This window comes from Halochromatium roseum (genome assembly GCF_016653315.1).
In the GTDB taxonomy this organism is placed as follows: Bacteria; Pseudomonadota; Gammaproteobacteria; order Chromatiales; family Chromatiaceae; genus Lamprobacter; species Lamprobacter roseus.
Window position 1 is genome coordinate 11311 of sequence record NZ_NHSH01000062.1, and the last position, 25428, is coordinate 36738.

Annotated in this window: 26 protein-coding genes; 17 read left to right on the plus strand and 9 right to left on the minus strand. The window is 61.8% G+C overall.

From position 1 onward, the window contains the following. Together CCR96_RS15340 and CCR96_RS15345 are read right to left on the minus strand one after the other, a co-directional pair. Positions 1–741: Uma2 family endonuclease (locus CCR96_RS15340; RefSeq protein ID WP_201221002.1), on the minus strand; the 741-nt coding region annotated here is incomplete at its 3' end. 48 nt (positions 742–789) lie between these two features. Then, positions 790–1308, minus strand: coding sequence for a four helix bundle protein (locus CCR96_RS15345; protein WP_242519121.1), 519 nt, complete (start codon positions 1306–1308; stop codon positions 790–792). Between CCR96_RS15345 and CCR96_RS24670 the strand changes: the two genes are divergently transcribed. Next, positions 1308–1655 carry an Lcl C-terminal domain-containing protein gene (locus CCR96_RS24670; protein WP_242519122.1) on the plus strand — a complete coding sequence of 116 codons (348 nt, stop codon included), beginning with the start codon at positions 1308–1310 and terminating at the stop codon, positions 1653–1655. The two genes, CCR96_RS15345 and CCR96_RS24670, sit on opposite strands and share 1 nt — an antisense overlap. A 167-nt stretch (positions 1656–1822) precedes the next feature. On the opposite strand, the gene CCR96_RS15350 is transcribed toward CCR96_RS24670, so the two are convergent. The 3 genes from CCR96_RS15350 to CCR96_RS15360 form a co-directional block, all read right to left on the minus strand. Further along, positions 1823–2203, minus strand: a complete 381-nt coding sequence (locus CCR96_RS15350; protein ID WP_201221004.1) for a type II toxin-antitoxin system VapC family toxin — start codon at positions 2201–2203, stop codon at positions 1823–1825. Next, on the minus strand, positions 2200–2454 hold the full coding sequence (locus CCR96_RS15355) for a type II toxin-antitoxin system VapB family antitoxin (protein WP_201221005.1): 255 nt from the start codon (positions 2452–2454) through the stop codon (positions 2200–2202). Before CCR96_RS15355 ends, CCR96_RS15350 begins: the two co-directional genes overlap by 4 nt. A 377-nt stretch (positions 2455–2831) precedes the next feature. Next, a complete protein-coding gene (locus tag CCR96_RS15360) occupies positions 2832–3779 on the minus strand; it encodes a Uma2 family endonuclease (RefSeq protein ID WP_201221006.1) in 948 nt (315 codons plus the stop codon). Positions 3780–3893: 114 nt separating this feature from the next. Between CCR96_RS15360 and CCR96_RS15365 the strand changes: the two genes are divergently transcribed. Beyond that, a complete protein-coding gene (locus tag CCR96_RS15365) occupies positions 3894–4100 on the plus strand; it encodes a hypothetical protein (RefSeq protein ID WP_201221007.1) in 207 nt (68 codons plus the stop codon). Here the strand turns inward: CCR96_RS15365 and CCR96_RS15370 are convergent. Next, positions 4077–4961, minus strand: a complete 885-nt coding sequence (locus CCR96_RS15370) for a Uma2 family endonuclease (RefSeq protein WP_201221008.1) — start codon at positions 4959–4961, stop codon at positions 4077–4079. The genes CCR96_RS15365 and CCR96_RS15370 overlap by 24 nt on opposite strands. Positions 4962–5124: 163 nt before the next feature. On the opposite strand from CCR96_RS15370, the gene CCR96_RS15375 reads away from it, so the two are divergent. Both CCR96_RS15375 and CCR96_RS15380 read left to right on the plus strand, forming a co-directional pair. After that, positions 5125–5379, plus strand: a complete 255-nt coding sequence (locus CCR96_RS15375) for a hypothetical protein (protein WP_201221043.1) — start codon at positions 5125–5127, stop codon at positions 5377–5379. Next, positions 5379–5645, plus strand: coding sequence for a CCDC90 family protein (locus CCR96_RS15380; protein ID WP_201221009.1), 267 nt, complete (start codon positions 5379–5381; stop codon positions 5643–5645). Before CCR96_RS15375 ends, CCR96_RS15380 begins: the two co-directional genes overlap by 1 nt. On the opposite strand, the gene ilvD is transcribed toward CCR96_RS15380, so the two are convergent. After that, positions 5630–7534, minus strand: a complete 1905-nt coding sequence (gene ilvD, locus CCR96_RS15385) for a dihydroxy-acid dehydratase (protein ID WP_201221010.1) — start codon at positions 7532–7534, stop codon at positions 5630–5632. The two genes, CCR96_RS15380 and ilvD, sit on opposite strands and share 16 nt — an antisense overlap. A 385-nt stretch (positions 7535–7919) precedes the next feature. On the opposite strand from ilvD, the gene CCR96_RS15390 reads away from it, so the two are divergent. Both CCR96_RS15390 and ppa read left to right on the plus strand, forming a co-directional pair. Then, positions 7920–10289 (plus strand): YgiQ family radical SAM protein, encoded by a 2370-nt coding sequence (locus CCR96_RS15390; RefSeq protein WP_201221034.1) that lies wholly within the window; start codon positions 7920–7922, stop codon positions 10287–10289. Between the two features lie 287 nt (positions 10290–10576). After that, entirely contained in the window at positions 10577–11125 is a 549-nt protein-coding gene (gene ppa / locus CCR96_RS15395; RefSeq protein WP_201221011.1) for an inorganic diphosphatase, read from the plus strand. 223 nt (positions 11126–11348) lie between these two features. On the opposite strand, the gene CCR96_RS15400 is transcribed toward ppa, so the two are convergent. Then, entirely contained in the window at positions 11349–11663 is a 315-nt protein-coding gene (locus CCR96_RS15400) for a DUF1840 domain-containing protein (RefSeq protein WP_201221035.1), read from the minus strand. A gap of 278 nt (positions 11664–11941) precedes the next feature. Here CCR96_RS15400 and mdoH point away from each other — a divergent pair, with 278 nt between their 5' ends. From mdoH to CCR96_RS15420, 4 genes are all read left to right on the plus strand, one after another. After that, complete coding sequence (gene mdoH, locus CCR96_RS15405) at positions 11942–13804, plus strand: glucans biosynthesis glucosyltransferase MdoH (RefSeq protein ID WP_274601131.1); 1863 nt, start codon at positions 11942–11944, stop codon at positions 13802–13804. A gap of 115 nt (positions 13805–13919) precedes the next feature. Beyond that, entirely contained in the window at positions 13920–14120 is a 201-nt protein-coding gene (gene rpmE / locus CCR96_RS15410; protein WP_201221013.1) for a 50S ribosomal protein L31, read from the plus strand. Between the two features lie 194 nt (positions 14121–14314). Beyond that, the gene (locus tag CCR96_RS15415; protein ID WP_201221014.1) at positions 14315–15574 is read left to right on the plus strand and encodes a malic enzyme-like NAD(P)-binding protein; all 1260 of its coding nucleotides are present in this window, start codon (positions 14315–14317) and stop codon (positions 15572–15574) included. 528 nt (positions 15575–16102) lie between these two features. Further along, the gene (locus CCR96_RS15420) at positions 16103–17401 is read left to right on the plus strand and encodes a citrate synthase (RefSeq protein WP_201221015.1); all 1299 of its coding nucleotides are present in this window, start codon (positions 16103–16105) and stop codon (positions 17399–17401) included. 67 nt (positions 17402–17468) lie between these two features. On the opposite strand, the gene CCR96_RS15425 is transcribed toward CCR96_RS15420, so the two are convergent. Then, positions 17469–18056: a hypothetical protein gene (locus CCR96_RS15425; protein WP_207191985.1), complete on the minus strand. Its 588-nt coding sequence runs from the start codon at positions 18054–18056 to the stop codon at positions 17469–17471. Between the two features lie 260 nt (positions 18057–18316). Between CCR96_RS15425 and pilM the strand changes: the two genes are divergently transcribed. The 7 genes from pilM (at position 18317) to aroB (ending at position 25179) form a co-directional block, all read left to right on the plus strand. Beyond that, positions 18317–19387, plus strand: coding sequence for a type IV pilus assembly protein PilM (gene pilM / locus CCR96_RS15430; RefSeq protein WP_201221016.1), 1071 nt, complete (start codon positions 18317–18319; stop codon positions 19385–19387). Positions 19388–19390: 3 nt separating this feature from the next. Next, positions 19391–19981: a PilN domain-containing protein gene (locus CCR96_RS15435; RefSeq protein ID WP_201221017.1), complete on the plus strand. Its 591-nt coding sequence runs from the start codon at positions 19391–19393 to the stop codon at positions 19979–19981. Beyond that, positions 19981–20574, plus strand: coding sequence for a type IV pilus inner membrane component PilO (locus tag CCR96_RS15440; protein WP_201221018.1), 594 nt, complete (start codon positions 19981–19983; stop codon positions 20572–20574). The genes CCR96_RS15435 and CCR96_RS15440 overlap by 1 nt, the downstream gene beginning before the upstream one ends. A 92-nt stretch (positions 20575–20666) precedes the next feature. Further along, positions 20667–21170, plus strand: coding sequence for a pilus assembly protein PilP (locus CCR96_RS15445; protein WP_242519123.1), 504 nt, complete (start codon positions 20667–20669; stop codon positions 21168–21170). A gap of 42 nt (positions 21171–21212) precedes the next feature. Then, positions 21213–23441 (plus strand): type IV pilus secretin PilQ, encoded by a 2229-nt coding sequence (locus tag CCR96_RS15450; RefSeq protein WP_338035891.1) that lies wholly within the window; start codon positions 21213–21215, stop codon positions 23439–23441. An 84-nt stretch (positions 23442–23525) separates the two neighbouring features. Further along, positions 23526–24050, plus strand: coding sequence for a shikimate kinase AroK (aroK, locus tag CCR96_RS15455; RefSeq protein ID WP_200245460.1), 525 nt, complete (start codon positions 23526–23528; stop codon positions 24048–24050). A 1-nt stretch (position 24051) separates the two neighbouring features. Further along, a complete protein-coding gene (gene aroB / locus CCR96_RS15460; RefSeq protein ID WP_201221019.1) occupies positions 24052–25179 on the plus strand; it encodes a 3-dehydroquinate synthase in 1128 nt (375 codons plus the stop codon). The last annotated feature ends 249 nt before the right edge of the window (positions 25180–25428 follow it).

Here is a 25428-nt window from a genome sequence, read left to right on the forward strand (position 1 = left end):
TTGCGCCTGCTCGGCGATGGCACGCGCCTGCTCGGCGACGGCCTCGGCCTCGCGCCACTCGGGCAGTACGAACTGAGCGTAGATGGGATCCTTGCGGAGTTCGGTGAGACTGGGACGGCGTTGCAGATCGGCGCGACGGAAGCAAAAACCCGGGAAGACGCGCGAATGGATCACGCCTTCTTGGAGGGGAATGGGAACATAGAGGCCACTGGCGGCCCTGGTGTAGAAGGCCAGACACGCCGGGTCGTGGTGCAGGATGTAGTATTCGCGCACGCCCACGGCGGCATATTCACCCTTTTTGATCACCTCGTCGCGCTGCCGATTGGCCGGGGTGCTGTCGGACAGCGCCTCGATGAGCAGATCCGGGATACCGGTGTAGCTGCGCTCGGTATCCGTGCGCTGGATCGGGTTATCGCGATGGATAAAGCCCAGATCCGGTTTGCGGATACTCACCTTGCCGTCGGGCAAGGCCAAGCGAAAGCCCGTCTCTAGGGCCAGGATTTGAGCATCCGGATGGCGGCGCAGATAGTGCAGCAGCAGTTCCAAGAGCCAGAAGTACACTTGGACGGTCAGCTGATCGGACACGGGCACCTCCTCCAAGCGACCCTCATGCCATTCCAGGTTCAGGTCCGGATGCTCATACCACTCAGCCCAGTACGCCTGCTCGGTGACGCTGCTCGGCAGCAATGGGGATGCGGATGGCTCCGACGAGGCAGGCCAGGTGTAGGCGAGATGAGACATGGGCGCTTACTCGCAAGATGAGGTCAACGCGGCGACGGTCTGAGCAGCTTAGGTCATGCGTTGCCTACCGGCAAGGGAATAGCAAGCCTCTATGCCCGCCTGATCGCCAGTGAAGGCTGTTGCCCGCTTTCGATACTGCCGTCCCTTGGCTAGTGCAGCGCCGCAGAAGTCCTGCGACCATTCGTTGTCGTTGTCGTTGTCGTCACAATCGAGCCCCCTATAGACTTCAGAACGCTCTCGCACCTCATGTCTCCTTTGGTCAAGCTTCGTCAACATCGACACGATGCGCAGCAGCAGCGTCTTGCCCTCGATGTTTGGGGCGGCAGTCATCGCCTGGCACGAGGTGAGGCAGTCCTGAATCGCGGCACATTCCAACGCCGAGCCGCGAGCAATCTCGAAGAATCGCCGCCGATCAGGGTTTGTACCTTTTCCATTGCCTTCGGCAATATTGAGCGGGATCGACTGAGAGGGACGCAGCAGTTGGTCGCGAGCGCACCTGACAGTCGCTTTCAAGACAACGGCAACGGTACGGTCACCGACCTGCCCACCGGACTGATTTGGAAGCAATGCGCCGAGGGTCCGAGCGGGGCGGGCTGCGTCACCGGCAGCGCCCAAACCTTCACTGGCAAGGCGCGCTGAAGCTCGCCGAGGCGGAGGGCTTTGCCGGCAGCGATCTGTGGCGCTTGCCGAACAAGAACGAGCTGGCGTCATTGGTCGAACAGCGCTGCTACGATCCGGCGATCAACGAGCGCTATTTTCCGAATACACCGTTAAGATGGTTCTGGTCTTCGTCGCCGTATGCCACCCAATCGGGTTTCCCGTGGACCGTCTCTTTCTTCGATAACGACTACGTCAGCAACAGCCCCGGTTCGACCTATCTGCTCAAGGTTCGCCTCGTGCGCGCGGGACAGTGATTTTGCCCTTATGTCATGCTTCCCATGGGCCTTGGTCATGCCGCAGGATCTCGGCCATCCGCTTGCGGCAATTCGCCCTGGGAAGACAGCGAGCATCGGGCGAACCTCACCGCAGAGTTCCCGCCATCGACGGGCGAGGCTCGATTGCGTCAGGAAACCGGCCCAAATCAGATTGCGGCATCGATGTCGGTACGGGGAAAGTCGTCACCTTTGAACAGCAGTGGCTCATCATAGGCCTTTGCAAGCGCATAGCTGAAGCAATCGCCGAAGTTCAGTCCCGCTGGATGCTGACCTTTCCCATATCGCAGAAAGCCTTGGAAAGCGATATCGCTTTGCGGTTGATCCACTGGGATGATGTCCGCGTCCAAGGTGACGAGCAGCGCTTCCAACTCAGCGAGTCCATTGTCGCGGTTCGCCACCATGCGGCATTCCAGCAACGTTGCTGCTGATATCCGAACCTGGCCGGTCTTCAATAAGGTCTCAATGAAAGCCTGGTATCCCTGTTCCTTGCGCAGGATGGCGATCAGCGCGGATGTGTCGACGATCATCGAGGTAGACCGGTGTCATCGTAGCCGATGATCTCATCAGGTGATGGACCTGTTTGCGGTAGGCGCGCAGCATAGCGTTCGGCGATCGATTCAAGCCTCTGGCGACGCGACTCGAATTGGTGGCCGCGGCGCAGTCTTGCGACCTCATGACGCAGCAGGTCAAGGACGATCTGGGACTTCCCGCGATGGGTGACGGCCTGTATCTCCTGCAGCAAGGTTTCTGCTTCGCGGTTCTTGATGCTGATCGCCATTTTGGTTTGCCGGCAAGGTAGAATCAGGTGAAGATTCTATACCTTAAGCGGAGGGTCGTCGAGAAGCGGCAATGGTGGAACTGGCGAGCTTCGCTAGCGATCGGCTGAGTCGCCGGGAGGAAAAGGGGCCAGGCTCAAAAACCTCCTGTCGCCTGTGCCCACCTGATCATCAGTGAAGGCCATCGCTCGATCTCAATACGCTGCTCCGCCAAGCGGCTAGACGACCCCGATGGGTCGTGATCACCGCATCCCCTGGCAGGCACTGCTCGACCAAGTCCTGGTCGATGCGCTTCCCAAGATGCGCTTCCCAAACGGATAGAACGACTGGCAGCCGTATAGACTTTAGAGCACTGAATGACCAGGCGCCGAGATGTCTATCATGGCGGCCCTTCTGTATGCCCTTGCGCTAGTAATGCCTCAAGCTCGGCAAGCCGCGCCTCGGCGGCTTCGCGCTGCTGGCGTTCTTCATCGGCCCGCGCTTCGGCGGCTTCGCGCTGCTGGCGCTCTTGTTGGCGCTGCTGGCGTTCCTCATTGGCCCGCGCCTCGGCCACTTCGCGCCGATGTCGCTCTTGCTCGGCCTGCGCCCGCGCCTGCTCGGCGATGGCACGCGCCTGCTCGGCGACGGCCTCGGCCTCGCGCCACTCGGGCAGTACGAACTGAGCGTAGATGGGATCCTTGCGGAGTTCGGTGAGACTGGGACGGCGTTGCAGATCGGCGCGACGGAAGCAAAAACCCGGGAAGACGCGCGAATGGATCACGCCTTCTTGGAGGGGAATGGGAACATAGAGGCCACTGGCGGCCCTGGTGTAGAAGGCCAGACACGCCGGGTCGTGGTGCAGGATGTAGTATTCGCGCACGCCCACGGCGGCATATTCACCCTTTTTGATCACCTCGTCGCGCTGCCGATTGGCCGGGGTGCTGTCGGACAGCGCCTCGATGAGCAGATCCGGGATACCGGTGTAGCTGCGCTCGGTATCCGTGCGCTGGATCGGGTTATCGCGATGGATAAAGCCCAGATCCGGTTTGCGGATACTCACCTTGCCGTCGGGCAAGGCCAAGCGAAAGCCCGTCTCCAGGGCCAGGATTTGAGCATCCGGATGGCGGCGCAGATAGTGCAGCAGCAGTTCCAAGAGCCAGAAGTACACTTGGACGGTCAGCTGATCGGACACGGGCACCTCCTCCAAGCGACCCTCATGCCATTCCAGGTTCAGGTCCGGATGCTCATACCACTCAGCCCAGTAGGTCTGCTCGGTGACGCTGCTTGGCAGCAACGGGGATTCGGATGGCTCCGACGAGGCAGGCCAGGTGTAGGCGAGATCAGACATGGGTGCTTACTCGCAAGATGAGGTCAACGCGGCGACGGTCTGAGCAGCTTAGGTCATGCGCGGCCTGCCGGCAAGCAAGCAAGAGGGTCAGGTCTTGAGCAAGAGGGTCAGGTCTTGCAATCACTCGAAAAGCTCATCAGTCACTCCGTCACCGACCGCAAGCTGGCCTCCATTCGCGCGCTGCGCCAGTCGCCGGCCGCCGATCAAGACCCTGACAGGCCCATCGTCGAGCCGCGCACGGCCTACCCACTGCTGCCAGCGGCGGACTTTCGCAGCGACGCGATCGCGACCCAAAGCCTATTTGCGGCGAAGTCTCGCTAGCTCCGCAAGCAGCGCCGCTTTCTCGGCGCGTTCCCGTTCGGCAAGTCGCTCGGCCATGTTGGCACGCTGTTCAGCCGTGTTGGCACGCTGTTCGGCTGTGTCGGCACGCTGTTCGGCCTGCGCGCGCGCCTGCCGATCCCGCTGCCAGCTCGGCAGCACAAAGGGCGCGTAGACCGGATCTTCGATCATCGCCTCTAGACTCGGCTGACGGCTGAGATCCGCCAGGCGAAAGCGAAATCCTGGCACCACCGCGGAGCGCAGGATGCCATCCTGACAGGGGATGGGCTCATACAGACCCGAGGCATTGCGGCGGTAGAACAAGAGCCACTGCGGATCATGATGGATGATGTAGTACTCAGGCACCCCGGCGGCTTGGTATTCCGCGTGCTTTTGCTCGGTGTCGCGGGCGATCTCCGACGGCTTGCTATCCGAGAGCGCCTCGACGCACAGATCGAAGATGCCCTGGTAGGAGCGATCGAGATCCTCAAGCGGCTGGGCATTACTGTCGAGCACCAGACCAAGATCCGGCTTGCGGATGGTGACTGTGTTCGGCAGGTTCAGGCGAAAGCCGAATTCCAGGCAGGTGAGACGGGCGTTGCGGTGGGTCTCGAGATAGCACTCCAGCAACCGAAGCAGCCAACGATAGAGCTGCAAGGTCAGGCTATCCGACACCGGCTTGACCTCCAAGATGCCATTGTTCCACTCGTAGCCGTTCTCGTGCTCGTAGTAATAGGCCCAGTAGTCTTCCTCGCTCACCGCGGTGCCTTCCGGTGGGTCGATGGGGGGATCGCGATCGGAACGGCCATTCCAGGGCGTGCCCTGAGGCGGCGGATGGCGCAAGGTGAACGCGGGCGAGGACATAAACGGACTCCCGTGGATTTGAGCCGGTGTGAAAGTCTAGCCACCACCGCGACGGGCAACAAGGCCAGCCGATTCGGGCTGATGTGGTTTTTCGGTCGCCGGCTTGATGCGAGACCGGGAATTCATCGTTCGATACTGCCCGCCCATCGGCTAGACTGCCGCGATGAGTCGTGACCAACGTATCCCCTGGCACAGGCTGCTCGGCCAAGCCCTGGCCGATGCGCTCAATGGGCTCGCCTATCGCGTCAGCACCGAAGAGGGGCTGGCTCTACGCAGCCAGCGGCTCGACGTGCTGATCATTGAGCAGCGCCCAGCGCCGCAAGACAACCACCGGCAACGCCGAAGGCGTGGCTTGCCTGCATGGAGTAGCCTAAGCGACGATCATCGACCAAGCGATCACCTGATGAGGGTGCCCTGATGACGGCTGTGACCTTCGATACCCTAAAATTTTTCGAGCGCCTTAAGGCTGCTGGTGTCTCCGAGCAGCAGGCACTCGCGATGGCTGAGGCACAGAAAGAGGCGTTCAGTGATGCCTTAGCGGGGTCGTTTGCGACCAAGTCCGATATCGCCCGCCTCAAGGCGGATTTGACCGATATCAAGGCCGAACAGAAGAGCATGCGCTGGATGCTTGGCTTCTTGCTGCGCAAAGGCTGTGGGGATGAGGTTCCTCAAGCGCCGATCTGAGACAGATCTCGCACGGCGCCATGGGCCGCTGAGGTGGTCAACGCAGCGTAGGCGCGCAGCGCCTGCGAGACCGGGCGTTGGCGATCCACTGGCTTCCAGGCCTGCTCGCCACGGGCCTGCATGGCTTGGCGACGCTCGGCGAGCACGGCGTCGTCGACCACGACGCGGATCGAGCGTCCGGGGATGTCGATCTCGATGATGTCACCTTCCTCGACCAGGCCAATGGTGCCGCCTTGGGCTGCCTCCGGTGAGCAATGGCCGATCGACAGCCCGGAGGTGCCGCCGGAGAACCGCCCATCGGTGACCAGCGCACAGGCCTTGCCGAGGCCCTTGGACTTCAGGTAGCTGGTCGGGTACAGCATCTCTTGCATGCCGGGGCCGCCCTTGGGACCCTCATAGCGAATCAGCACCACGTCGCCGGGCTGGATCTGATCAGTGAGGATGGCGGTGACTGCGGCCTCTTGGCTCTCGAAGATGCGCGCCGGACCAACGAAGCCGCGCAGCGTCGAGGTCGGCACGCTGGTGGTGTAACGCAGCTGCTCGGCCTGCAGCATGCTGAGGTCGACCCCAGCGGTCTTGACGATGCAGCCCTCCTCGGCGATGTTGCCATAGAGCACCGCGAGTCCGCCGTCTTTGGAGTAGGCGTGCTCGATCGCGCGGATGCAGCCGTTGGCGCGGTCCAAATCCAGCTCTGGCCAGCGGCTGTCTTGGCTGAAGGCGACCTGGGTTGGGATGCCACCGGGGCCGGCCAGATAGCGGCCGCGGGCCTCGGCTGAGCCGCTGCTGATCACGTCCCAGGCCTCCAGCGCTGCGCCCATGCTCGGGCTATGGACCGTATGACAGTCGCGATGGATGAGCCCACCGCGATCGAGCTCGGCGAGGATTCCGATCACGCCGCCGGCCCGGTGCACGTCCTCCATATGATACTGCTGGGTTGCGGGCGCCACCTTGCAGAGGTTGGGCACCTTGCGGCTCATCCGATCGATATCGGCCATGGTGAAATCGACCTCGGCCTCGCGCGCCGCTGCGAGGAGATGCAGCACGGTGTTGGTCGAGCCGCCCATCGCAATATCCAACGCGATGGCGTTCTCGAAGGCGTCGAAGGTGGCGATGCCGCGCGGCAAGATGCTGGCATCGTCCTGCTCGTACCAGCGCTTGGCCAGGTCGACGACCAGCCGGCCGGCCTCGAGGAACAGCGCCTTGCGCGCGGCATGGGTGGCCAGCAGTGAGCCATTGCCTGGCAGCGACAGACCGAGCGCCTCGGTCAGGCAGTTCATCGAGTTGGCGGTGAACATGCCGGAGCAGGAGCCGCAGGTGGGGCAAGCCGAGCGCTCGATGGCAGCGACGTCGGCGTCGGTCTCGTCGGGGTTGGCCGCGGAGACCATGGCATCGACCAGGTCCAGCTTCAGGTCGCCTTTGTTGGCCAGGCTCACCTTGCCGGCCTCCATCGGGCCGCCGGAGACGAACACCGTCGGGATGTTCAGCCGCAGTGCGGCCATCAGCATGCCGGGGGTGATCTTGTCGCAGTTGGAGATGCAGACCAGCGCATCGGCGCAGTGCGCGTTGACCATGTACTCGACGCTGTCGGCGATCAGATCGCGCGAGGGCAGCGAATAGAGCATGCCGCCGTGGCCCATGGCGATGCCGTCATCGACGGCGATGGTGTTGAACTCCTTGGCCACGCCGCCGGCGGCCTCGATCTCGCGGGCGACCAGCTGGCCCATGTCCTTCAGATGCACATGGCCAGGCACGAACTGGGTGAAGGAATTGGCCACCGCCACGATCGGCTTGTCGAAGTCGCCGTCCTTCATGCCGGTCGCGCGCCAGAGCGCCCGCGCGCCCGCCATGTTGCGGCCATGAGTGGTGGTGCGAGAGCGGTACTGGGGCATCGGAGTCTCCGGATGTTGAATCGGCGCAGCTGAGCATGTTCAGTGGCCCATTATCATCTTTCATGTGCGCTGACGAAACGCCTTCGTCCACCTCAAGTGGCGCGATTGGTGCTATTACCTTCGCTCGTGGGGCGCTGCGCTGGTTGCATCCTACGGATGCAGGTCGTTTTGGCCTCGTTACCAGCACTTGAGCGCTAGTCTCAATAGGCGCCATTGCTCAGATCCGGGGACGGATCTCAGGGCGAATCGCCCGATGAGCCTGGGCGATGCCACTGAGGTCAAGATCATGCCCCCGAGGTCGAGGTGCTGGGCTGCTCGGGTCTACAATGCACGCTATTCGATTCCGTCCGCGGTCATTCGCGGACTCAGGCAGGGCGACGCGGCCATGCAACAAGCTCCCGATCTGTTCTCCTATCGCAAGCACTGGGCTTACAAGCTCGGCACCGCGCCAGAGCTGCCGATGACGCGCGCCGAGATGGACCTGCTGGGCTGGGATCGCTGCGACATCATCATCGTTACCGGCGATGCCTATGTCGACCACCCGTCGTTCGGTATGGCCATCATCGGCCGCTTATTGGAGGCGCAAGGCTTTCGCGTCGGCATCCTCTCGCAGCCGGACTGGACCTCGGCAGAGCCGTTCCGGGCGCTGGGCAAGCCGGAGCTGTTCTTCGGCATCACCGCTGGCAACATGGACTCGATGGTCAACCGTTATACGTCTGATCGTCGCCGACGCTCCGACGATGCCTATTCCCCAGACGGCGTGGGTGGGCGTCGGCCAGATCGCTCGGTGACCGTCTATGCGCAGCGTGCGCGCGAGGCCTTCCATGGCGTGCCGATCGTGATCGGTGGCATCGAGGCGAGTCTGCGGCGCATCGCCCACTTTGATTACTGGTCCGATCGGGTGCGGCGCTCGGTACTGGCCGATGCCAAGGCCGATCTGCTGCTGTTCGGCAACGCCGAGCGGGCGATCGTCGAGCTGGCGCATCGGTTGGCACGTGGCGAGCCGATTGCGAGCATCCGCGACATCCGTGGCACCGCGTTCATGAGACGCGGACTACCCGAGGGTTGGACTGAGATCGATGCCAGCGAGCTAGACCAGCCCGGGCCGGTGCGACCGCATCTGAATCCCTACGAGACCCCCGATTGGCCAGTAGAGCCGACAGCCGGAAACGACGATGCTGGACCTTATGTGCGGGGTCGCCAGCCAACCTGCGCCGATGCCCCCGCAGAGGCCGGTTCCAAGCTGCGGGCAGCCGCCAAGGTTGGCGTTGAGACGATCGCTCGTGCCACCGTCCAAGGCGGCGCCAAACTCGCCGCGCAGGCGGCTGCCGGAGCAGCCGACAACACAGGCGACAACAAGACGGGCCCCAACACAGCACGCGCCAACACAACAAGTGCCAAACCAAACAGCCAGTCGATCTCTGTCGACCACTCTGTCGACCACTCTGTCGACCAGCTCCGACAGCGGCCAGTGCGAGCGCGCAGCCTGGTGCGGCTGCCATCTTTCGAACAGGTGCGCGACGACCCAGTGCTCTATGCCCATGCCTCGCGGGTGTTCCATCTGGAGACCAACCCGGGCAATGCGCGCGCGCTGGTGCAGCGGCACGGCGAGCGTGAGGTCTGGCTGAACCCGCCGCCGATCCCGCTCAGTAGCGCCGAGCTGGATCAGGTCTACGCGCTACCCTACAGCCGCCGGCCGCATTCCGAGTATGGCCAGGCGCGGCTGCCGGCCTGGGAGATGATCCGCCATTCGATCAATATCATGCGTGGCTGTTTTGGCGGCTGCACCTTCTGCTCGATCACCGAGCACGAAGGACGTATCATCCAGAGCCGCAGCGAGGCATCGATCCTTGATGAGATCGCCGAGGTTCGAGATCGCACGCCCGCATTCACCGGGATCATCTCCGATCTGGGCGGGCCGACCGCGAACATGTGGCGCCTGTCCTGCAAGGACTCCCGGATTGAGGCGGCCTGTCGGCGCCTGTCCTGCGTCTACCCTGGCATCTGCGGCAACCTCAACACCGATCATGGGCCGCTGATCCAACTCTATCGCAAGGCGCGCGCGGTCCCCGGCATCAAACGCGTGCTGATCGCTTCCGGGCTGCGCTACGACCTGGCCCTGCGCTCGCCCGAGTACATCCGCGAGCTGGTGATGCATCATGTCGGCGGCTATCTGAAGATCGCCCCAGAGCACACTGAGCCAGGGCCACTGGCGGCGATGATGAAGCCTGGGATCGGCAGCTATGAGCGTTTCCGACAGCTATTCGAGCGTTACTCGCGCGAGGCCGGCAAGGAGCAGTACCTGATCCCTTACTTCATCGCGGCGCATCCCGGCACCAGCGATGAGGATATGCTGAACCTGGCCCTCTGGCTGAAGCGCAACCGTCTGCGGCCCGATCAGGTGCAGGCCTTCCTGCCGACGCCGCTGGCGCTCGCCTCGACGATGTACCACACCGGGATCAATCCGCTACGGCGCGTCCGCGGCGATGCCAAGCCGATCAGCGTGGTGCGCAAGCTGCGCCAGCGACGGCTGCATAAGGCCTTCCTGCGTTGGCACGATTCAGCCAACTGGCCTGACTTGCGTGCAGCGCTCAAGTCGATGGGCCGTGCTGACCTGATCGGCAACGGCAAGCATCATCTAGTGCCCGCGTTTCAGCCCGGGGGCGCCGTTGGTCGCGCCGCGCCTCGGCGTGCTGGCTCACCGCCGCGCGCTCAGCGTTGGCCAACGAAGCGCAGGCGTCCTGACAGTGGTTGAAGCCGCCGGCTGCGGAGTCATCAGGCTGAGGGCGAGCCGCAGCCGGGCGGCTCGAAGGTCTCATCTGGTCAGGGGACTGAGCGGGATCGTCCTCTGACTCTCGAGGCTGCGCGTGCTGACAGCGGCGCCTTGCTCATGCGCCGATTCGGGATCAATCTGCTGCCCTGCGCTCGGCCTCCTTGCCGTCGTTGCTGTCGGTCTCGAGCGGTTCGGGTATCCTGTGCGGCTGTTATCCGGGGCGGCGAGGGCGCTGCCTCAACCGAATCGACCTAGACAAGAGGCTCAATATGGACCTTCAACGCGTCCCGCGCGGCGACAACATCCCGAGCGAGATCAACGTCATCATCGAAATTCCGTCGCATGCGGAACCGGTCAAGTACGAGATGGACAAGGCCACCGGTGCCATGTTCGTTGATCGCTTCATGTCGACCGCAATGCATTATCCATGCAACTACGGTTACGTGCCGCATACGCTGTCATCGGATGGCGATCCGGTCGATGTGATGGTGGTTACGCCCTATCCGCTGATCTCTGGTTCGGTGATCAAGTGTCGGCCTATCGGGGTCTTGAAGATGACGGACGAGTCAGGCGATGACGCCAAGATCCTAGCGCTGCCGATCGATTCGCTGTTCAAGGGCTATCGGAATATCGAGAGCTTTCGGGACATGCCCCCCCATCTGCTCGATCAGATCGCGCATTTCTTTGAGCATTACAAGGATCTTGATGAAGGCAAGTGGGTTCGCGTCGGTGGCTGGGGAGGGCGCGAGGACGCGCGCGAGGAGATCATGGCTAGCGTGCGGATGTTTGACGCCGAGCCTGAAAAACCGCACTTCTAAGGCGATTGTCGGGAAAGCGCGTACCGAATCGCGCAGGATGTTCGTTTGCCTTCGAGGCGCGTCGTCGTGAGCATGGCCGGGCTCTGTGACCGGCGGTGCGACGAGGCGGTGCGACGAAGAGGGCGAGCGAAAAGACCAGCAGGGCGGTATGCGCCTTGACAGAAATCGTCTCAATCCTCGCGCTCGCCCGGACTGCCCAGCCATCGGCTGGGGGGTGGTCGCCTCAACTATCCCACATGACGTTTTTCTCATCGCGGGCAGCCGCCTCGAGCAGGTCGATCAAGGGCAGTGCGCGATGTCTGAGGCTGACGCTCTGAGCGCCGGCTTCATCGTCATTTTCGTCGCGTTCTGGATTGAGCGGGGCCTCTGGGTTTGACGCGACTGCAGCCTTGAGACGCGCGAGTGCTGCCGGGACGTCCTCGGCGAGGAGCGCACTGGGCACGGAGCCGCTGTGTCCCATCATTCGAATCAGGGCCTTGGCGACGTCACCGAACATGGTGATATCGGCGTGGACTGGGGTCTTGAAGGTGATCAGCATGGTTTTGTTGTCTTCGTTGCTCGTCGTGTTGTCATTCATCGTCGCACAGGGGGCATGCGCAGATTGTTGATTCGGGCGACAGCGCAGCCTAACCTGATCCACGCGATCGGCCCTATCCCGGAGCTGAGCTGATAAAAGTAGCCTGATTGGCGTCGGCCGCAACCGCATTCGGATTCGCAGCTGCTGTCTTCCAGACGGGCCTTCGCTGTTGTTCGGGTTTTGTCTGCCCCAACCTCGTCCATTTCTTGAGCCTTCCTGAGCCATGAGGATCTGCCGTTTTGACCAGTCCAGCAAGAGTGTGGTCTCCAATGCCGTCCGCGTCCAGCATGTCGATTGCGATGACGGTTGCGCCGGCCTGGCGCCGCTGGCTCTTTGGCGGTCTGGCCATTCTGACGACCACCGTGGCACTTGGGTTAATGGTCTGGACCCTGCAGGCTGGCGGCTTCGATTGGCTGGATGCGCTGCTGGTGCTCTGCTTCGCGATGACCCTGCCCTGGACCGTGATCGGGTTCTGGAATGCGCTCATCGGGCTCGTGATCATGCGCGTCACTGCTGATCCGGCGCAGGCGGTCTGTCCGCTGCTGGCCGAGGCCGGTGATCAGGCGCCAATCACGAGCAGTACCGCGCTGTTGAGCTGCATCCGTAACGAGGACGCGGCGCTGGTCGCCCGCAATCTGGAGCGGATGATCGATGAGCTGGCGGATGCCGGTGTCGCCGACCGCTTTCGCGTCTATGTGCTCAGTGATTCGACCTGGCCCGAGGTGATCGCCGCTGAAGAGGAGCGGATTGGCTGGCTCGCTGATCGTTGGCGCGGCGTGATCGAGGTGACCTATCGTCGGCGCGCCGAGAATCCAGGTTTTAAGGCCGGTAATGTGCGTGACTTCTGCGCGCGCTGGGGCGCCGCGCACGATTTCATGTTGGTGCTAGACGCCGATAGCCTGATGGCGGCGGAGACGATTCTTCGCATGGTGCGTACCTTGCAGGCGCATCCGCAGCTCGGCATCCTGCAGACGCTGATGGTGGGGTTGCCGAGCGACAGCGCCTTCGCGCGGCCGTTTCAATTCGGCATGCGTCTTGGCATGAAGAGCTACAGCATCGGTGCGGCCTGGTGGCAGGGTGATGCAGGTCCCTACTGGGGCCACAATGCGCTCATTCGGCTGCGCCCTTTTATCGATCACTGCGAGCTGCCGCGGATCACTGGCGAGGGGCCACTCTCGGGTTGGGTGCTGAGTCATGATCAGCTCGAGGCGGCCTGGATGCGTCGCGCGGGCTATCAGGTGCGCGTGATGCCGATCGAGGGCGGTAGCTGGGAGGAAAATCCGCCGACCTTGCTCGAGTTTATCCGTCGCGACCTGCGCTGGTGTCAGGGCAATATGCAATACCTGAGGCTGCCGCACGATCAGCTCGCCGGTCTGCACCCGGTGAGTCGTTGGCAGCTGCGGTTGGCGGTGATGATGTTTTTAGCCTCGCCGGCTTGGGTGCTGTTGATGCTGGTGGGGGTGCTTCGCCTCGGTTTCGGCGAGGCCGGCCCGGTGTACCTGCCGGCGCCGGGTGCGGCCTTGTTCGTGCTGGTGATGGTGATGGTCTTCGCGCCTAAGCTCGCGACCATCGTCGATGCGCTCAGCACTCGCGCCGGTCGACAGCGCTTCGGAGGTGGCTCGCGGTTGATCGTTGGTAGCCTGTCTGAGGTTGGCTTTAGTACCCTGTTGGCGCCGATCATGGCCATCGCGCACAGCCTGTTCTTGCTCGATCTGCTTTTCGGTCGCGCTGTCGTCTGGGATGCGCAGCGGCGCGTGACGCACGGTGTGCATCCGCTCGAGGCGATGCGGCGACTGTGGCCGCAGAGCCTGTTCGGGCTGTTTGGGTTTGCCTGGCTTACGCTGCATGCGCCGCCAGGCGCGCTGGTGATCTCGCCCTTCTTCGTCGGCGCGCTGTTGGCGGTGCCGATCGCGGTGAGTACTGCTGCACCGGCGCTGGGTCGCTTAGTCGTCTGGGTTGGGCTTTGGCGAACGCCGGATGAGGTTGAGCCGGCGCCGTTGGTGCGGGCCGTCAAGCCGGAACTCGCTGCAGCCATTGATCGGCCATCGGGCGCGGCCTTGAAGGCCTTGCGTGAGACCGCCGTCACTGAGGCTGTTGACTGATGGATCGCGTGCGCTCATCGGTTCCGCGCGGTCGGAGGAGCTTGCGGAGCCGAATCGAGCGCGCTATGCTTCGTCGATTAACCTGACGAGAAAGCCGATCCGGAGCAGGCTGGCTATGAAAGAAGGCATCCACCCAGAGTATCAAGACGTTAAAGTCGTCTGCAGTTGCGGTAACACATTCAACACGCGCTCGACGCTGAAAGACGAGCTGCACGTCGAGGTCTGTTCTGCCTGCCACCCGTTCTTTACCGGCAAACAGAAGATCCTCGATACTGGCGGCCGGGTTGACAAGTTCCGCCGCAAATACGGTCGCTGAGTCTCTGCCATAGGGCCTACCAGAGGGCGGAACGCACCTGCTGCGCTGGTACCCTGCCGGCAACGCTAATCGCATCGAGCACCCGATCATCGAGCGCCCTGCATGGGCCGGAGGCCGGGTCGCTGTTACACTTTACCGGCGCCGCCGCGCCTTCTGCGCTCGATCGGCGCTAACCCGCCACCGGAGCGCTACCCATGTCTGACGACAAGAAAACCGACGCCGATGCGGAACTGAATGCGGCCGCGCTTGTTTATCACGAGACGCCGCGGCCAGGAAAGACCGCGATCGAGATCACCAAGTCTGCAGCCACTCAGCGCGATCTCTCGCTCGCCTATACGCCCGGGGTTGCAGAGCCGGTGCGGCGCATCCACGCCAATGCTGAGGATGCCTACCGCTACACCAATCGGGGCAATCTGGTCGCGGTCATCACCGATGGCACGGCGGTGCTCGGCCTCGGTAATGTTGGCGCTCTCGCCGGTAAGCCGGTGATGGAGGGTAAGGCGGTCCTGTTCAAGCGCTTCGCCGATATCGATGTCTTCGACATCGAGGTCGATGCTGAGACCCCTGAGGATTTCATCGAGACCGTCGCTCGGATCGCGCCGACCTTCGGTGGGATCAACCTCGAAGATCTTGCCGCGCCCCATTGTTTCGACGTTGAGCAGGCCCTCATCGAACGGCTGGACATCCCGGTTTTTCATGACGATCAGCATGGCACCGCGATCATTATCGCGGCCGGGCTGCTTAATGCGCTCGAATTGCAGGGTAAATCCCTGGCCGATGCGCGTGTCGTCGTCCTCGGCGCCGGAGCGGCCGGGATCGCCTCGATCAAACTGCTCACTGAGCTGGGTGCAAGCCCGGAGAAGATCCTGACGGTTGATCGCAAAGGCGTGATCCATCGAGGACGTACCGACCTGAATCGCCACAAGGCCGAGATCGCGGTGGAGACCGAGCGTCGCACGCTCGCCGATGCCTTTGAAGGCGCGGATGTCTTTATCGGATTGTCGGGACCAGATCTGGTGAGTCCGGAGATGCTTGCATCGATGGCGCCGCAGCCGATCGTCTTCGCACTCTCGAACCCGGTTCCGGAGATCCGGCCCGAGGTCGCGCTGAAGGTGCGAGACGATCTGATCATGGCGACGGGCCGCTCGGATTATCCGAATCAGGTCAACAACGTGCTTGGCTTTCCCTTCATCTTCCGCGGTGCGCTCGATGTTCGCGCCTCGCGCATTAATGTGGCGATGTGTATTGCCGCCGTCCATGCACTCAAGGATCTCACCAAGGAGCCGGTGCCGGCGTCAGTGCTGGAGGCCTATGGGCTCGAGGCTCTGACGCGTGGGCCTGAATACATCATCCCGAAGCCGCTAGACCCGCGGCTGCGCGAGAGCGTTGCCGGTGCGGTGGCGCGGGCAGCGGTTGCCAGTGGCGTCGCCCGGCTGTTGCCCGACGCGGTCTGAGTCGTTCTGAGTCGTTCTGAGTCGTTCTGAGTCGTTCTGCTCTGTCTTTGTCTAGCCGCGCCTGAGGCCGCGCCTCGGTCGCTCTCCGCGCGCTGGCCCAGGCGCCGAGCGACAGGTCTGCAGCGTTCCCTGTCTCGTGCTCGTACCGGGCGCTGCGATGGCTGGTGTCGGTGTGCCGGAAGCGGTGCAGTGCATGTTCGCGCGCGGCGCCTGAGTCGATTGCGGCACCCTTTGTGCTAAATGATCTCGGGCGAGTGTGCGGATGAGGCTCGCTGGGCTCGCGTAGAATGGCAGTGGCTGAACGAGGACCGACCCTGGTTGTGGCTAGGACGGCGTCTGGGGTTGCCTGGATGCACCGAAATCTGGCCGCAACGCACCGTCTTCGTGCAAACTGCACCGACTCAGAACGCACGCATCCATCCTTTCATAGGCCTGAGCGCCGTTGGCGATCAGGCTGAACATCCTCTCCGGCGCTTAGACGAGACCAAGGTGCCGAGGCGAGAGGACCGATAGACGGGAGAGATCTCTATGGCCGATCAGATCATCACCATTTCCGACAAGGCGGCCGGGAAAAGTTTCGATTACCCATTAAAGACCGGCACCCTAGGGCCCGGCGCGCTCGATATCTCCTCGCTCTACCGCGACGCCGGCTTCTTTACCTATGATCCGGGCTTCATGGCGACCGCCAGTTGCCACAGCGCGATCACCTTCATCGATGGCGAAAAGGGCGTGCTGCTCTACCGCGGATACCCGATCGAGCAGCTGGCAACCAAGGCGAGCTTTCTCGAGGTCGCCTACCTGCTGCTTTATGCCGAGCTGCCGACCGAGGAGGAGCTGGATCATTTCGAGCATCTGATCACCAGCCACACCATGCTCAATGAGAACCTGAAGCGGTTCCTCAGTGGCTTTCATTACGATGCGCACCCGATGGCGATCCTCTGTGGCGTGGTCGGCTCGCTCTCGGCGTTCTATCATGAGTCCATCGATGTCAATGATCCGCGCTATCGGGAGGTCTCGGCGCATCGGCTCATCGCCAAGATGCCAACCATCGCTGCCGCTGCGTACAAGCACTTTGTCGGCGAGCCCATCATGTATCCGCGCAACGACCTGCGCTATGGGGCGAATTTCCTGCACATGATGTTCGCGACGCCTTGCGCGGACTATGAGCCAGGTCTGCTCGCCGAGAAGGCCCTCAATCTTCTGTTTATCTTGCATGCCGATCATGAGCAGAATGCCAGCACCTCAACCGTGCGCCTGGCCGGCAGCTCGGGCGCCAATCCGTTCGCCTGCATCGCGGCCGGTATCGCCTCGCTCTGGGGGCCGGCGCATGGCGGTGCGAATGAAGCGGTGCTCGACATGCTCGAGGAGATCGGTCATGTCAAGAACGTTGCCAAGTTCATCGACAAGGCGAAGGACAAGGATGATCCGTTCCGGCTGATGGGCTTCGGGCATCGGGTCTACAAGAACTATGACCCGCGCGCGAAGATCATTCGCGAGGTCTGCCATCAGGTGCTCGAGGAATTCCCCGGGGCGTCTGATAGCCCGCTGCTGGAGCTTGCGGTCAAGCTCGAGGAGATCGCCCTCAATGATGAGTACTTCGTCCAGCGCAAGCTGTATCCGAACGTCGATTTCTACTCTGGGATCATCTACCGAGCGCTCGGTATCCCGCGCAATATGTTTACGGTGATGTTTGCCGTTGCGCGCACGGTCGGCTGGGTGTCGCACTGGATGGAGATGATGAGCGATCCGGCCAACCGTATCGGGCGTCCGCGTCAGATCTACCACGGGCCGGGCGTGCGCGATTACGTACCGATCTCCAAGCGGTAACCATGTCTCATGGTGGTCATTTGCCGGGATAGCGACGCACGATGCACGTTCGTCATCGGGCCCCTGGTCAACCCTGCTGGGCTGCGCCATCATCGTTGGCATCATTTGGGCCCGCAGCCTCCCGGAGCAGGCGTTCGAGCGCGTCGGTATTGAGCCCCCGCTCTGGTCGCTCCGAGATCGGGCTCAATGGCGGATTGCGTCGAGCCCGCTCCGGCAGGACCACCAGCTCGACCGGGATCTCGCCGGCGACGAAGGCGAAGGTCGGATGCATCTGTCGGCTGCCGTCGGCATAGCGATGCTGGCGATCATGCGCCTGCCAGGGGATGCCTTTGTCGATCAGCCGGAAGACGATTTGACGGGGATCGTCAGCGAACAGATGCAGGCGTATGCCTTGGTCGAGCGAGGCGGTGCCTGATAAGGATTGCCCGACCAACCGCGGTTCGAACTCGGCGAAGGTCTGCATCGCGGCGAGTGCCTGCTCGTGCAGGGTGCTGGTGACCTGCTGCTGGGCCTCGGGCTGAAACAGCTGATATTCATGCTCCAGAGCGGCCTGAATCTCAGCATTGTCTGGCCAGCACCGCTTATTCGTGATCCCGAGCCGTTCGACCGCCTTACGCCGCGCGTGGTCCAGCGCGAGCAGTTCCTGCTCGCGCATGATGCGGGCCGCTTCATAGGCAAGTTGTCGCCGTTGGCTCGCGCAGGCGCTGCGTGTGGCCGGTCTTGCGCTGCCGCTTGGTTGGTCTAGGGTCGAGCGTGGTAGGCGCGAGCGGCGGGCGTGTCGGCTCCCGTTTCGTCTAGGCATGCGTTTATTGGTCGGTTTGGTTGCTGCGTAAGGGTTTTGGCATTTCTGATATAGTCAACGAAAACTCGAGAAATGCTGAGACTTTAGGCGCCGCTGGGGTGTTCTGACGCGGGATGTTCAGATTCGGTTGGAAACAACATGCATTGCTTGGCATCGATATTGGGTCAAGCGCCATCAAACTCGTTGAGCTTGGGCCAGGCTCTGCGGGTAAGTCAGAGCGTTTCCGGGTCGAAGCGCTAGCGCTTGAGCCGCTGCCGTCCCATACCCTGGTCGAGAAGAAGATCGCCGATGTGACGCAGGTCGGCCAAGCGATTGCTGCAGCCCTGCAACGCTCAAAGTCGAAGACCAAGCGTGCGGTGGTGGCCGTTGCTGGGTCGGCGGTGATTACCAAGGTGCTCTCACTCAATGCTGAGCTCTCCGATGCCGAGATGGAGGCCCAGATCCAGCTCGAGGCCGATCAGTATGTGCCTTATCCCCTAGAGGAGGTCAACCTCGACTTCGATGTGCTTGGCCCGACCGAGGGTGCTGCCGGGATGGTCGATGTGTTGCTCGCGGCCTCGCGGCAGGAGAATGTCGATGATCGAGTTGCGGCACTCGAGCTGGCCGGATTGAACGTCGAGATTGTCGATATCGAGTCGAATGCGGTCGAGAACGCCAGCGGCATCTTCATCCAAGCGTCGGCGCCCGGGGCGGATCGACTGACCGCGGTTGTCGATATTGGCGCCACGACGATGACCCTGCATGTGCTGCGCGGCGGGCAAAATATCTACGCCCGCGAGCAGAGTTTCGGTGGTCAGCAACTCGTCGAGGAGGTCCAGCGCCGCGCCGGTCTGGGACGGGAGGAAGCGCTGTCACAGCTCGCGACGGCGTCACTGCCGCCAAAGCTTCAGGCGGCTGTGCTCGGACCGTTCCAGGATGCCTTAGCGCGGCAGTTGGCGCGCGCACTGCAGTTTTTCTATTCGACGAGCGCCTTCAGTCAGGTCGATGAGGTCTTGCTGACCGGTGGGGTGACTCAGGTTCCCGATCTCGCGCAGCAGATTGCCGAGCGGCTTGCGCTGCCGGTACAGATTGCCGATCCATTCGCTGAGATGGCGCTGTCTCCTGATGCTGAGCGCCTCCTGTCGCAGCATGGTCGGAGCACGATGCTGATAGCGGCTGGGCTTGCGATGCGCCGGTTTCGTTGACCCATGGCTCGGATTAATCTGCTGCCCTGGCGTGAACAGGAACGCCGTCGCCGTCAGCGTGACCTGGGGCTGATTGCCCTGGCTGCGCTTGGCTCTGTACTCCTGATAGCCGTGCTGCTCAAGCTTCAGCTCGATGCAATGATCGATGCCCAGCAAGCCCGTAACCGCTATCTCGAAGGGCAGATCACGGTCTTGAATCGTCGTATTCGAGAGATCAACGAGCTCGAGAAGAAGAAGGCTGACTTGCTTGCGCGGATGGGCGTGATCCAGGAGCTGCAAGAAAGCCGTCCAGAGATTGTGCATCTGCTCGATCGCTTGGTCGATGCGGTTCCGGTCGGGGTGTTCCTGACTCAGCTCAAGCAAGAAGGCGGGCGTATCACCATCGAGGGACGCGCCCAGTCCAATGCGCGCGTCTCTGCGCTGATGCGCAACATCGAATCATCGGCCTGGATTGGCAAGCCAGAGCTCTTGCTGATCGAGAACAAGGATGAGACTGGCACCGGTTTCAGCCACTTTCGGCTGCGCTTCGAGCAGCAGCGTCTGCAGCCTGATGCGGACGAAGACGTCATCGCGTTTACTGTTGGGAGGCGCTGATGGACCTCAATGAGCTCGACTTTAACAACATCAGCGAATGGCCATTGGCGGCGAAAGTCGTCCTCATCCTGTTTGGCTGTGGCGTGATCGGTTTTGCTTGGTACCACTTCATCACCCGCGGCCAGATCGAGCAGCTGGAGCGCGCTGAGCAGAAGGAGTTGGAGCTGCGCCAGAGTTTCGAGCAGAAGCAGCACAAGGCAGCTAATCTTGAACAGTATCGGCAGCAGCTCGCCGAGATGGAGGAGACCTTCGGTGCCATGCTGCGCCAACTGCCAGATGAAACCGAGGTGGCGTCGTTGCTGGTCGATGTTTCCCAGACGGGTGTGGCAGCCGGGCTCGAGTTTGAGCTGTTTCAGCCGTCCGCTGAAGAAAACAAGGACTTTTATGCGGAATTGCCAATCCGGGTCCGAGTCCGCGGCCGCTATCATGCGTTTGCGACCTTCATCAGCGGCCTTGCTGCGTTGCCGCGCATTGTGACGGTGCACAATATCGAAATCGGTGGCGAGAGTCGCAGGGGCGAGCCAAAGGCTTCGATGACCCTTGCTGCAATCGTGAAAACGTATCGCTATCTGGATGAGCCTGAAGCGCAATGAGGCCGTTAATCAGAGGCCACATGCCGGCCAGAGTACAGCGGTTCGGTGGCAATAGACGGTTCGGTAGCAATAGACGCGTTGTGCTCTGGCACATGCCCGCGACGCTGACGCTCATGCTGATCTCAGCCTGTGCTGATCCAGGCCTGCCTGAGCTGGAATCCTATGCCGAGCGTGTGCGGGCGCGGCCGGCTGGGCCGCTTGAGCCGGTGCCGGAGGTCGCCTTGGTTGCCCCGTTCCCCTATCGGCCGCAGGAGCGGCGTGATCCGTTCATGCTCGACGAGCAAGCGGCTGATGTGGCACAGCGGCGCAACCCCTCCGGCATCTCGCCCGACCCGCTGCGACCTAAGGAGCCGTTGGAGCGCTATTCGCTCGACTCGCTGCGTATGGTGGGTACCCTGGAGCAGGACCAGACGCGCTGGGCGCTGATCATGGACCCCGATGGGATGCTGCACCGTGTGCGCACTGGCAACTATCTTGGGCTCAACGACGGCAGAATCATTCGCGTCGATCCGACCGAGTTGCTGCTGACCGAGATTATTGAGAAGGCGCCTGGCGAGTGGGACCAGAGGCAGGCATCGATGGCACTAAAACAGTGAGCGGTAGTGATCATGAACCTCTCAAGGCCCCGAGTGAAATCCTTGCTTGAACGACTCGATATGCAGCGGCGGCCGTCGCTGGTCGGCGCTCTTTTCGTGTGCCTGATGGCATTCGTGAGCGTCAGCCCGGCACTTGGGGCGAGTCTGGAGGTCGCCGAATTTGCCACCTTGCCTGGCAATCAGGTCGAGATCGATCTGGTCTTCTCGGGGGTGCCACCAACGCCGAGTGATTTCGCGACCGAGAATCCGGCGCGTATCGCGATCGATTTTCCCGGCGCATCGAACCAGCTCGGCCGTAAGTCGATTCCGATTGGGCTTGGTGTCGCGCATAGCCTGGTGGCGATCGAGGCCAGTGATCGCACGCGCGTGGTGATCAACCTGACCGACAGCGCGCCCTATACGCTCAAAACCGAGGGTAATCGCGTGCGGATCGCATTGAACCCAGAGTCGGTTGCCGCGGCGCCTCAGACGCGCGCTCGGCGCGACGGCCTTGGCTCGGGGTTTGCTGCCCGCAGTGCGGGACCAGTGAAGGATATTGATTTTCGCCGTGGCGCGGACGGCGAGGGCCGGGTCACCATCAGCTTACCATCCGCACAGACGCGGGTGAATGTGACTGAAGAGGGCCGCGACGTCATCGTCGGCATCAGCAATGCCACGCTGCCGCAGAGGCTCTTCCGTCGCCTCGACGTGGTTGATTTTGGCACGCCGGTGGTTGCCGTTGAGTCACGTGGGGTGGGAAGTGATGTGCGCGTCGACATCCAGACCACCAATGAGTTTGACTACCTCGCGTATCAGACCGAGAACCTTTTCACGATCGAGTTCCGAGCGCTGACGGCCGCGGAGAAGGAGCAACTGGCCCGCGAGCAGATCGTCTTTTCAGGTGACCGTCTATCGCTGAATTTTCAAGACATCGAAGTGCGCGCGGTGCTGCAGCTGCTGGCTGATTTTACTGGATTGAATCTCGTGGCGAGCGACACCGTCAGTGGCAGCATCACGCTGCGGCTTAAAGACGTGCCTTGGGATCAAGCGCTGGACATCATCTTAAAGACCAAAGGATTGTCGATGCGACAGACTGGGAACGTCATCATGGTCGCTCCAGCGCAGGAAATCGCAGCAAACGAACTGCTTGAACTTGAATCACGGCAGCAGATTGAGGAGCTCGCACCGCTGCGCACAGAATTCGTACAGATCAACTATGCGAAGGCGACCGACATCGCAGAACTCTTGGAAGGCCATCGAGAGCAGGTTGGAGGTATCGCCAATATCGGCAATACGCAACAATTTACCATGTCTAGCCAGCGGGTTGCCCCAATGCTGTCAGAGCGGGGGTCAGTAACCTCCGATCCGCGCACCAATGCATTGATTATTGAGGAGACAGTGGACCGTCTCTCAGCGATCCGCGAGCTTATTGCGCGCCTTGACATTCCTGTCCGACAAGTCTTGATCGACGCTAGGGTTGTCATCGCCAGCAACGAGTTTGCACGGGATTTGGGTGTTCGCTTCGGCGTAAGTGGCTCGACCGGCAGTAGTAAGGGTAATCAATTGTTGGTCGCTGGAGGTCAGGATCCTGGCGCTGGTGGCATCGATGGTGTTGGCAGTTTTGACGCAGGACCCTATGGTTTCGACCTTGAGTCCGGCACGCCATTTAACTCAATCATCACTAACGACAGTAATGCACCGAACCTTTGGGTCAACTTGCCCGCAGCCACCCCATCTGGGGCGATCAACTTTCTACTTGGCAAGGTTGGCTCACATTTGATTACGCTTGAGCTTTCCGCGATGCAACGAGAAAATCGAGGCGAGATCGTGTCAAGTCCGCGTGTTGTTACATCCGATCAGACTCAGGCGAGCATCTCGGTGGGTACAAAAATTCCTTACAGGAACGATCAGGGTGATGGAGCAATCGTTACTCAGTTCGAAGATGCGACGTTGAAGCTGAATGTGACACCGCACATCACGCCCGATGATCGGATCATTATGGATCTTGAGGTGAACAAGGACTCGCCAGACTACGCCAATGCGGGACCAGATGGCGTTCCAATCGAGAAGAAGTCGGTGACGACCAATGTCTTGGTCGACAACGGCGAGACGATCGTGCTCGGGGGTGTCTACGAACGCAATCAGTCAGTTGCGCGCGAGCAAGTGCCGTGGCTAGGCGATCTGCCGGTGGTGGGTAATCTGTTCAGGACGACGAGTCGCCTCGACAATAACGAAGAGTTATTGATCTTCGTGACCCCAAAGATCCTGGAGTCGGATATCGCCGTACGCTGACGGGGCGACTGTCATGGCCGCTTGCCAACCTCGAACTCGGCCTACAGCTTGCTAGTGATCGGCAAATCTGGCATACCTAGCATCATGATCAGACCACCAAACATCTTTCTCGTCGGCCCGATGGGCGCAGGCAAGAGCACCGTCGGCCGGCAGTTGGCCGAGGCGCTGGGTTACGAGTTCCGCGATAGCGACCAGGAGATTCAGCGCCGAACCGGCGTCGATATCCCGACCATCTTTGAGTTCGAAGGTGAGGAGGGCTTCCGCAAGCGCGAGCGTGGGGTTGTTGAAGACTTGGCGCAAGAAGAGGGTATCGTGCTCGCCACCGGCGGTGGCGTGGTGCTCACCCCCGAGAATCGCCAGCAGCTGGCTGCGCGTGGCTTCGTGATCTACCTGCATTGCAGCCCAGAGCAGCAGTTTGCGCGTACGGCGCGCGATCGCAGTCGCCCGCTGATCGATACCGATGATCCGCAACAGCGGCTACGGGATCTGATGGCCGAGCGCGAGCCTATCTATCGCCAGGTTGCGGATATGGTGGTCTCGACGGAGCGTCGTGGTACCGCCTCGGTGGTCAAAGAGATCCGCCGGCGTTTCGAGGACGAAGAACTCTAGTATGCGCACCCTAGGTCCAGTCTCGTTTGTGGATGCAGAGCGCCAACGGCTTGACGTTGAGCTTGGCGAGCGCAGCTATCCGATCTTCATCGGCCGCCATCTGCTGTCGGATCCAGCCTGCTACCGCCCGTACATCGTTGGTGAGCGAGTGATGATCGTGTCCAACGAGACCGTTGCTCCGCTCTACTTGGACGCACTGCGGGCGGGCTTGAAAGGGTTTGAGATCGATCAGGTGATCCTGCCGGATGGTGAGCGCTATAAGGATCTGGCGACACTCAATTGCATCTTCGATGCGCTGCTTGAGCGCCGCTGTGGCCGAGATGTGACCGTTGTCGCCCTCGGTGGCGGTGTCGTTGGTGATATGGCTGGTTTTGCAGCAGCCTGTTATCAGCGTGGCGTGCCCTTCATTCAGGTGCCGACGACGCTGCTGGCGCAGGTCGACTCATCGGTTGGCGGCAAGACCGGTGTCAACCATCCCGCTGGCAAGAACATGATTGGCGCCTTTCATCAACCGCGCGCGGTCATCGCCGACACCGCAACACTCGAGACCTTGCCCGAGCGCGAGCTTTCGGCAGGCTTGGCGGAGGTCATCAAGTATGGCCTGATCTCGGACCGGCCCTTCTTTGACTGGCTCGAAGACCAGGTGCCCGCACTGCGGGCCCTTGATCCGGCCGCTCTGGCAACCGCGATCGCCCGTTCTTGTGAAAATAAGGCCTTGATCGTTGCCGCGGATGAGCGCGAGTCGGGCCAGCGCGCGCTGCTGAATCTCGGCCATAGCTTCGGTCACGCGATCGAGGCAGGAACCGGTTACGGCACTTGGCTGCATGGTGAGGCCGTCGGCGTTGGGCTGGTGATGGCGGCCCAGCTCTCTGAGCGTCTCGGCTGGCTCGAGCCGGCCGATACCGCTCGGATTCAGGATGTGGTCGCCCTCGCTGGACTGCCCATTGTGCCGCCCGATAGCCTGCCGAGCGAGCGTTGGCTCGAGCTGATGGCCGTCGATAAGAAGGTGCAGCGTGGGCGGTTGCGCTTGGTCTTGTTACAAGGGATCGGGGAGGCGCTGCTGACTGCCGATATCGATGCTGGTCAGCTCCAAGCCACCATTGCAGCTGCTCAGGGCGCGACCGCTTGAACGCGGAGAGGCCAATGCTGATTGCGGATGCTCAGGCGCTCCAGGGTCCTGCGTGGCAACCTGGCGATGATGCTGTTGCACCAAGTCGGCTCAGTCTAGCGCCTTGTTGCACCTGATTGGCACAGATGTTTGCCGCCTTGAAGAGGGTGGCACAGTCAATCGCTGGCTGCCGCATGGCATAGCGACTGCATCCACAGTATGATTGGCGGTTCGCTCTCTGTAGCGCGTGTTAGAACTGGGTGCGCCCGG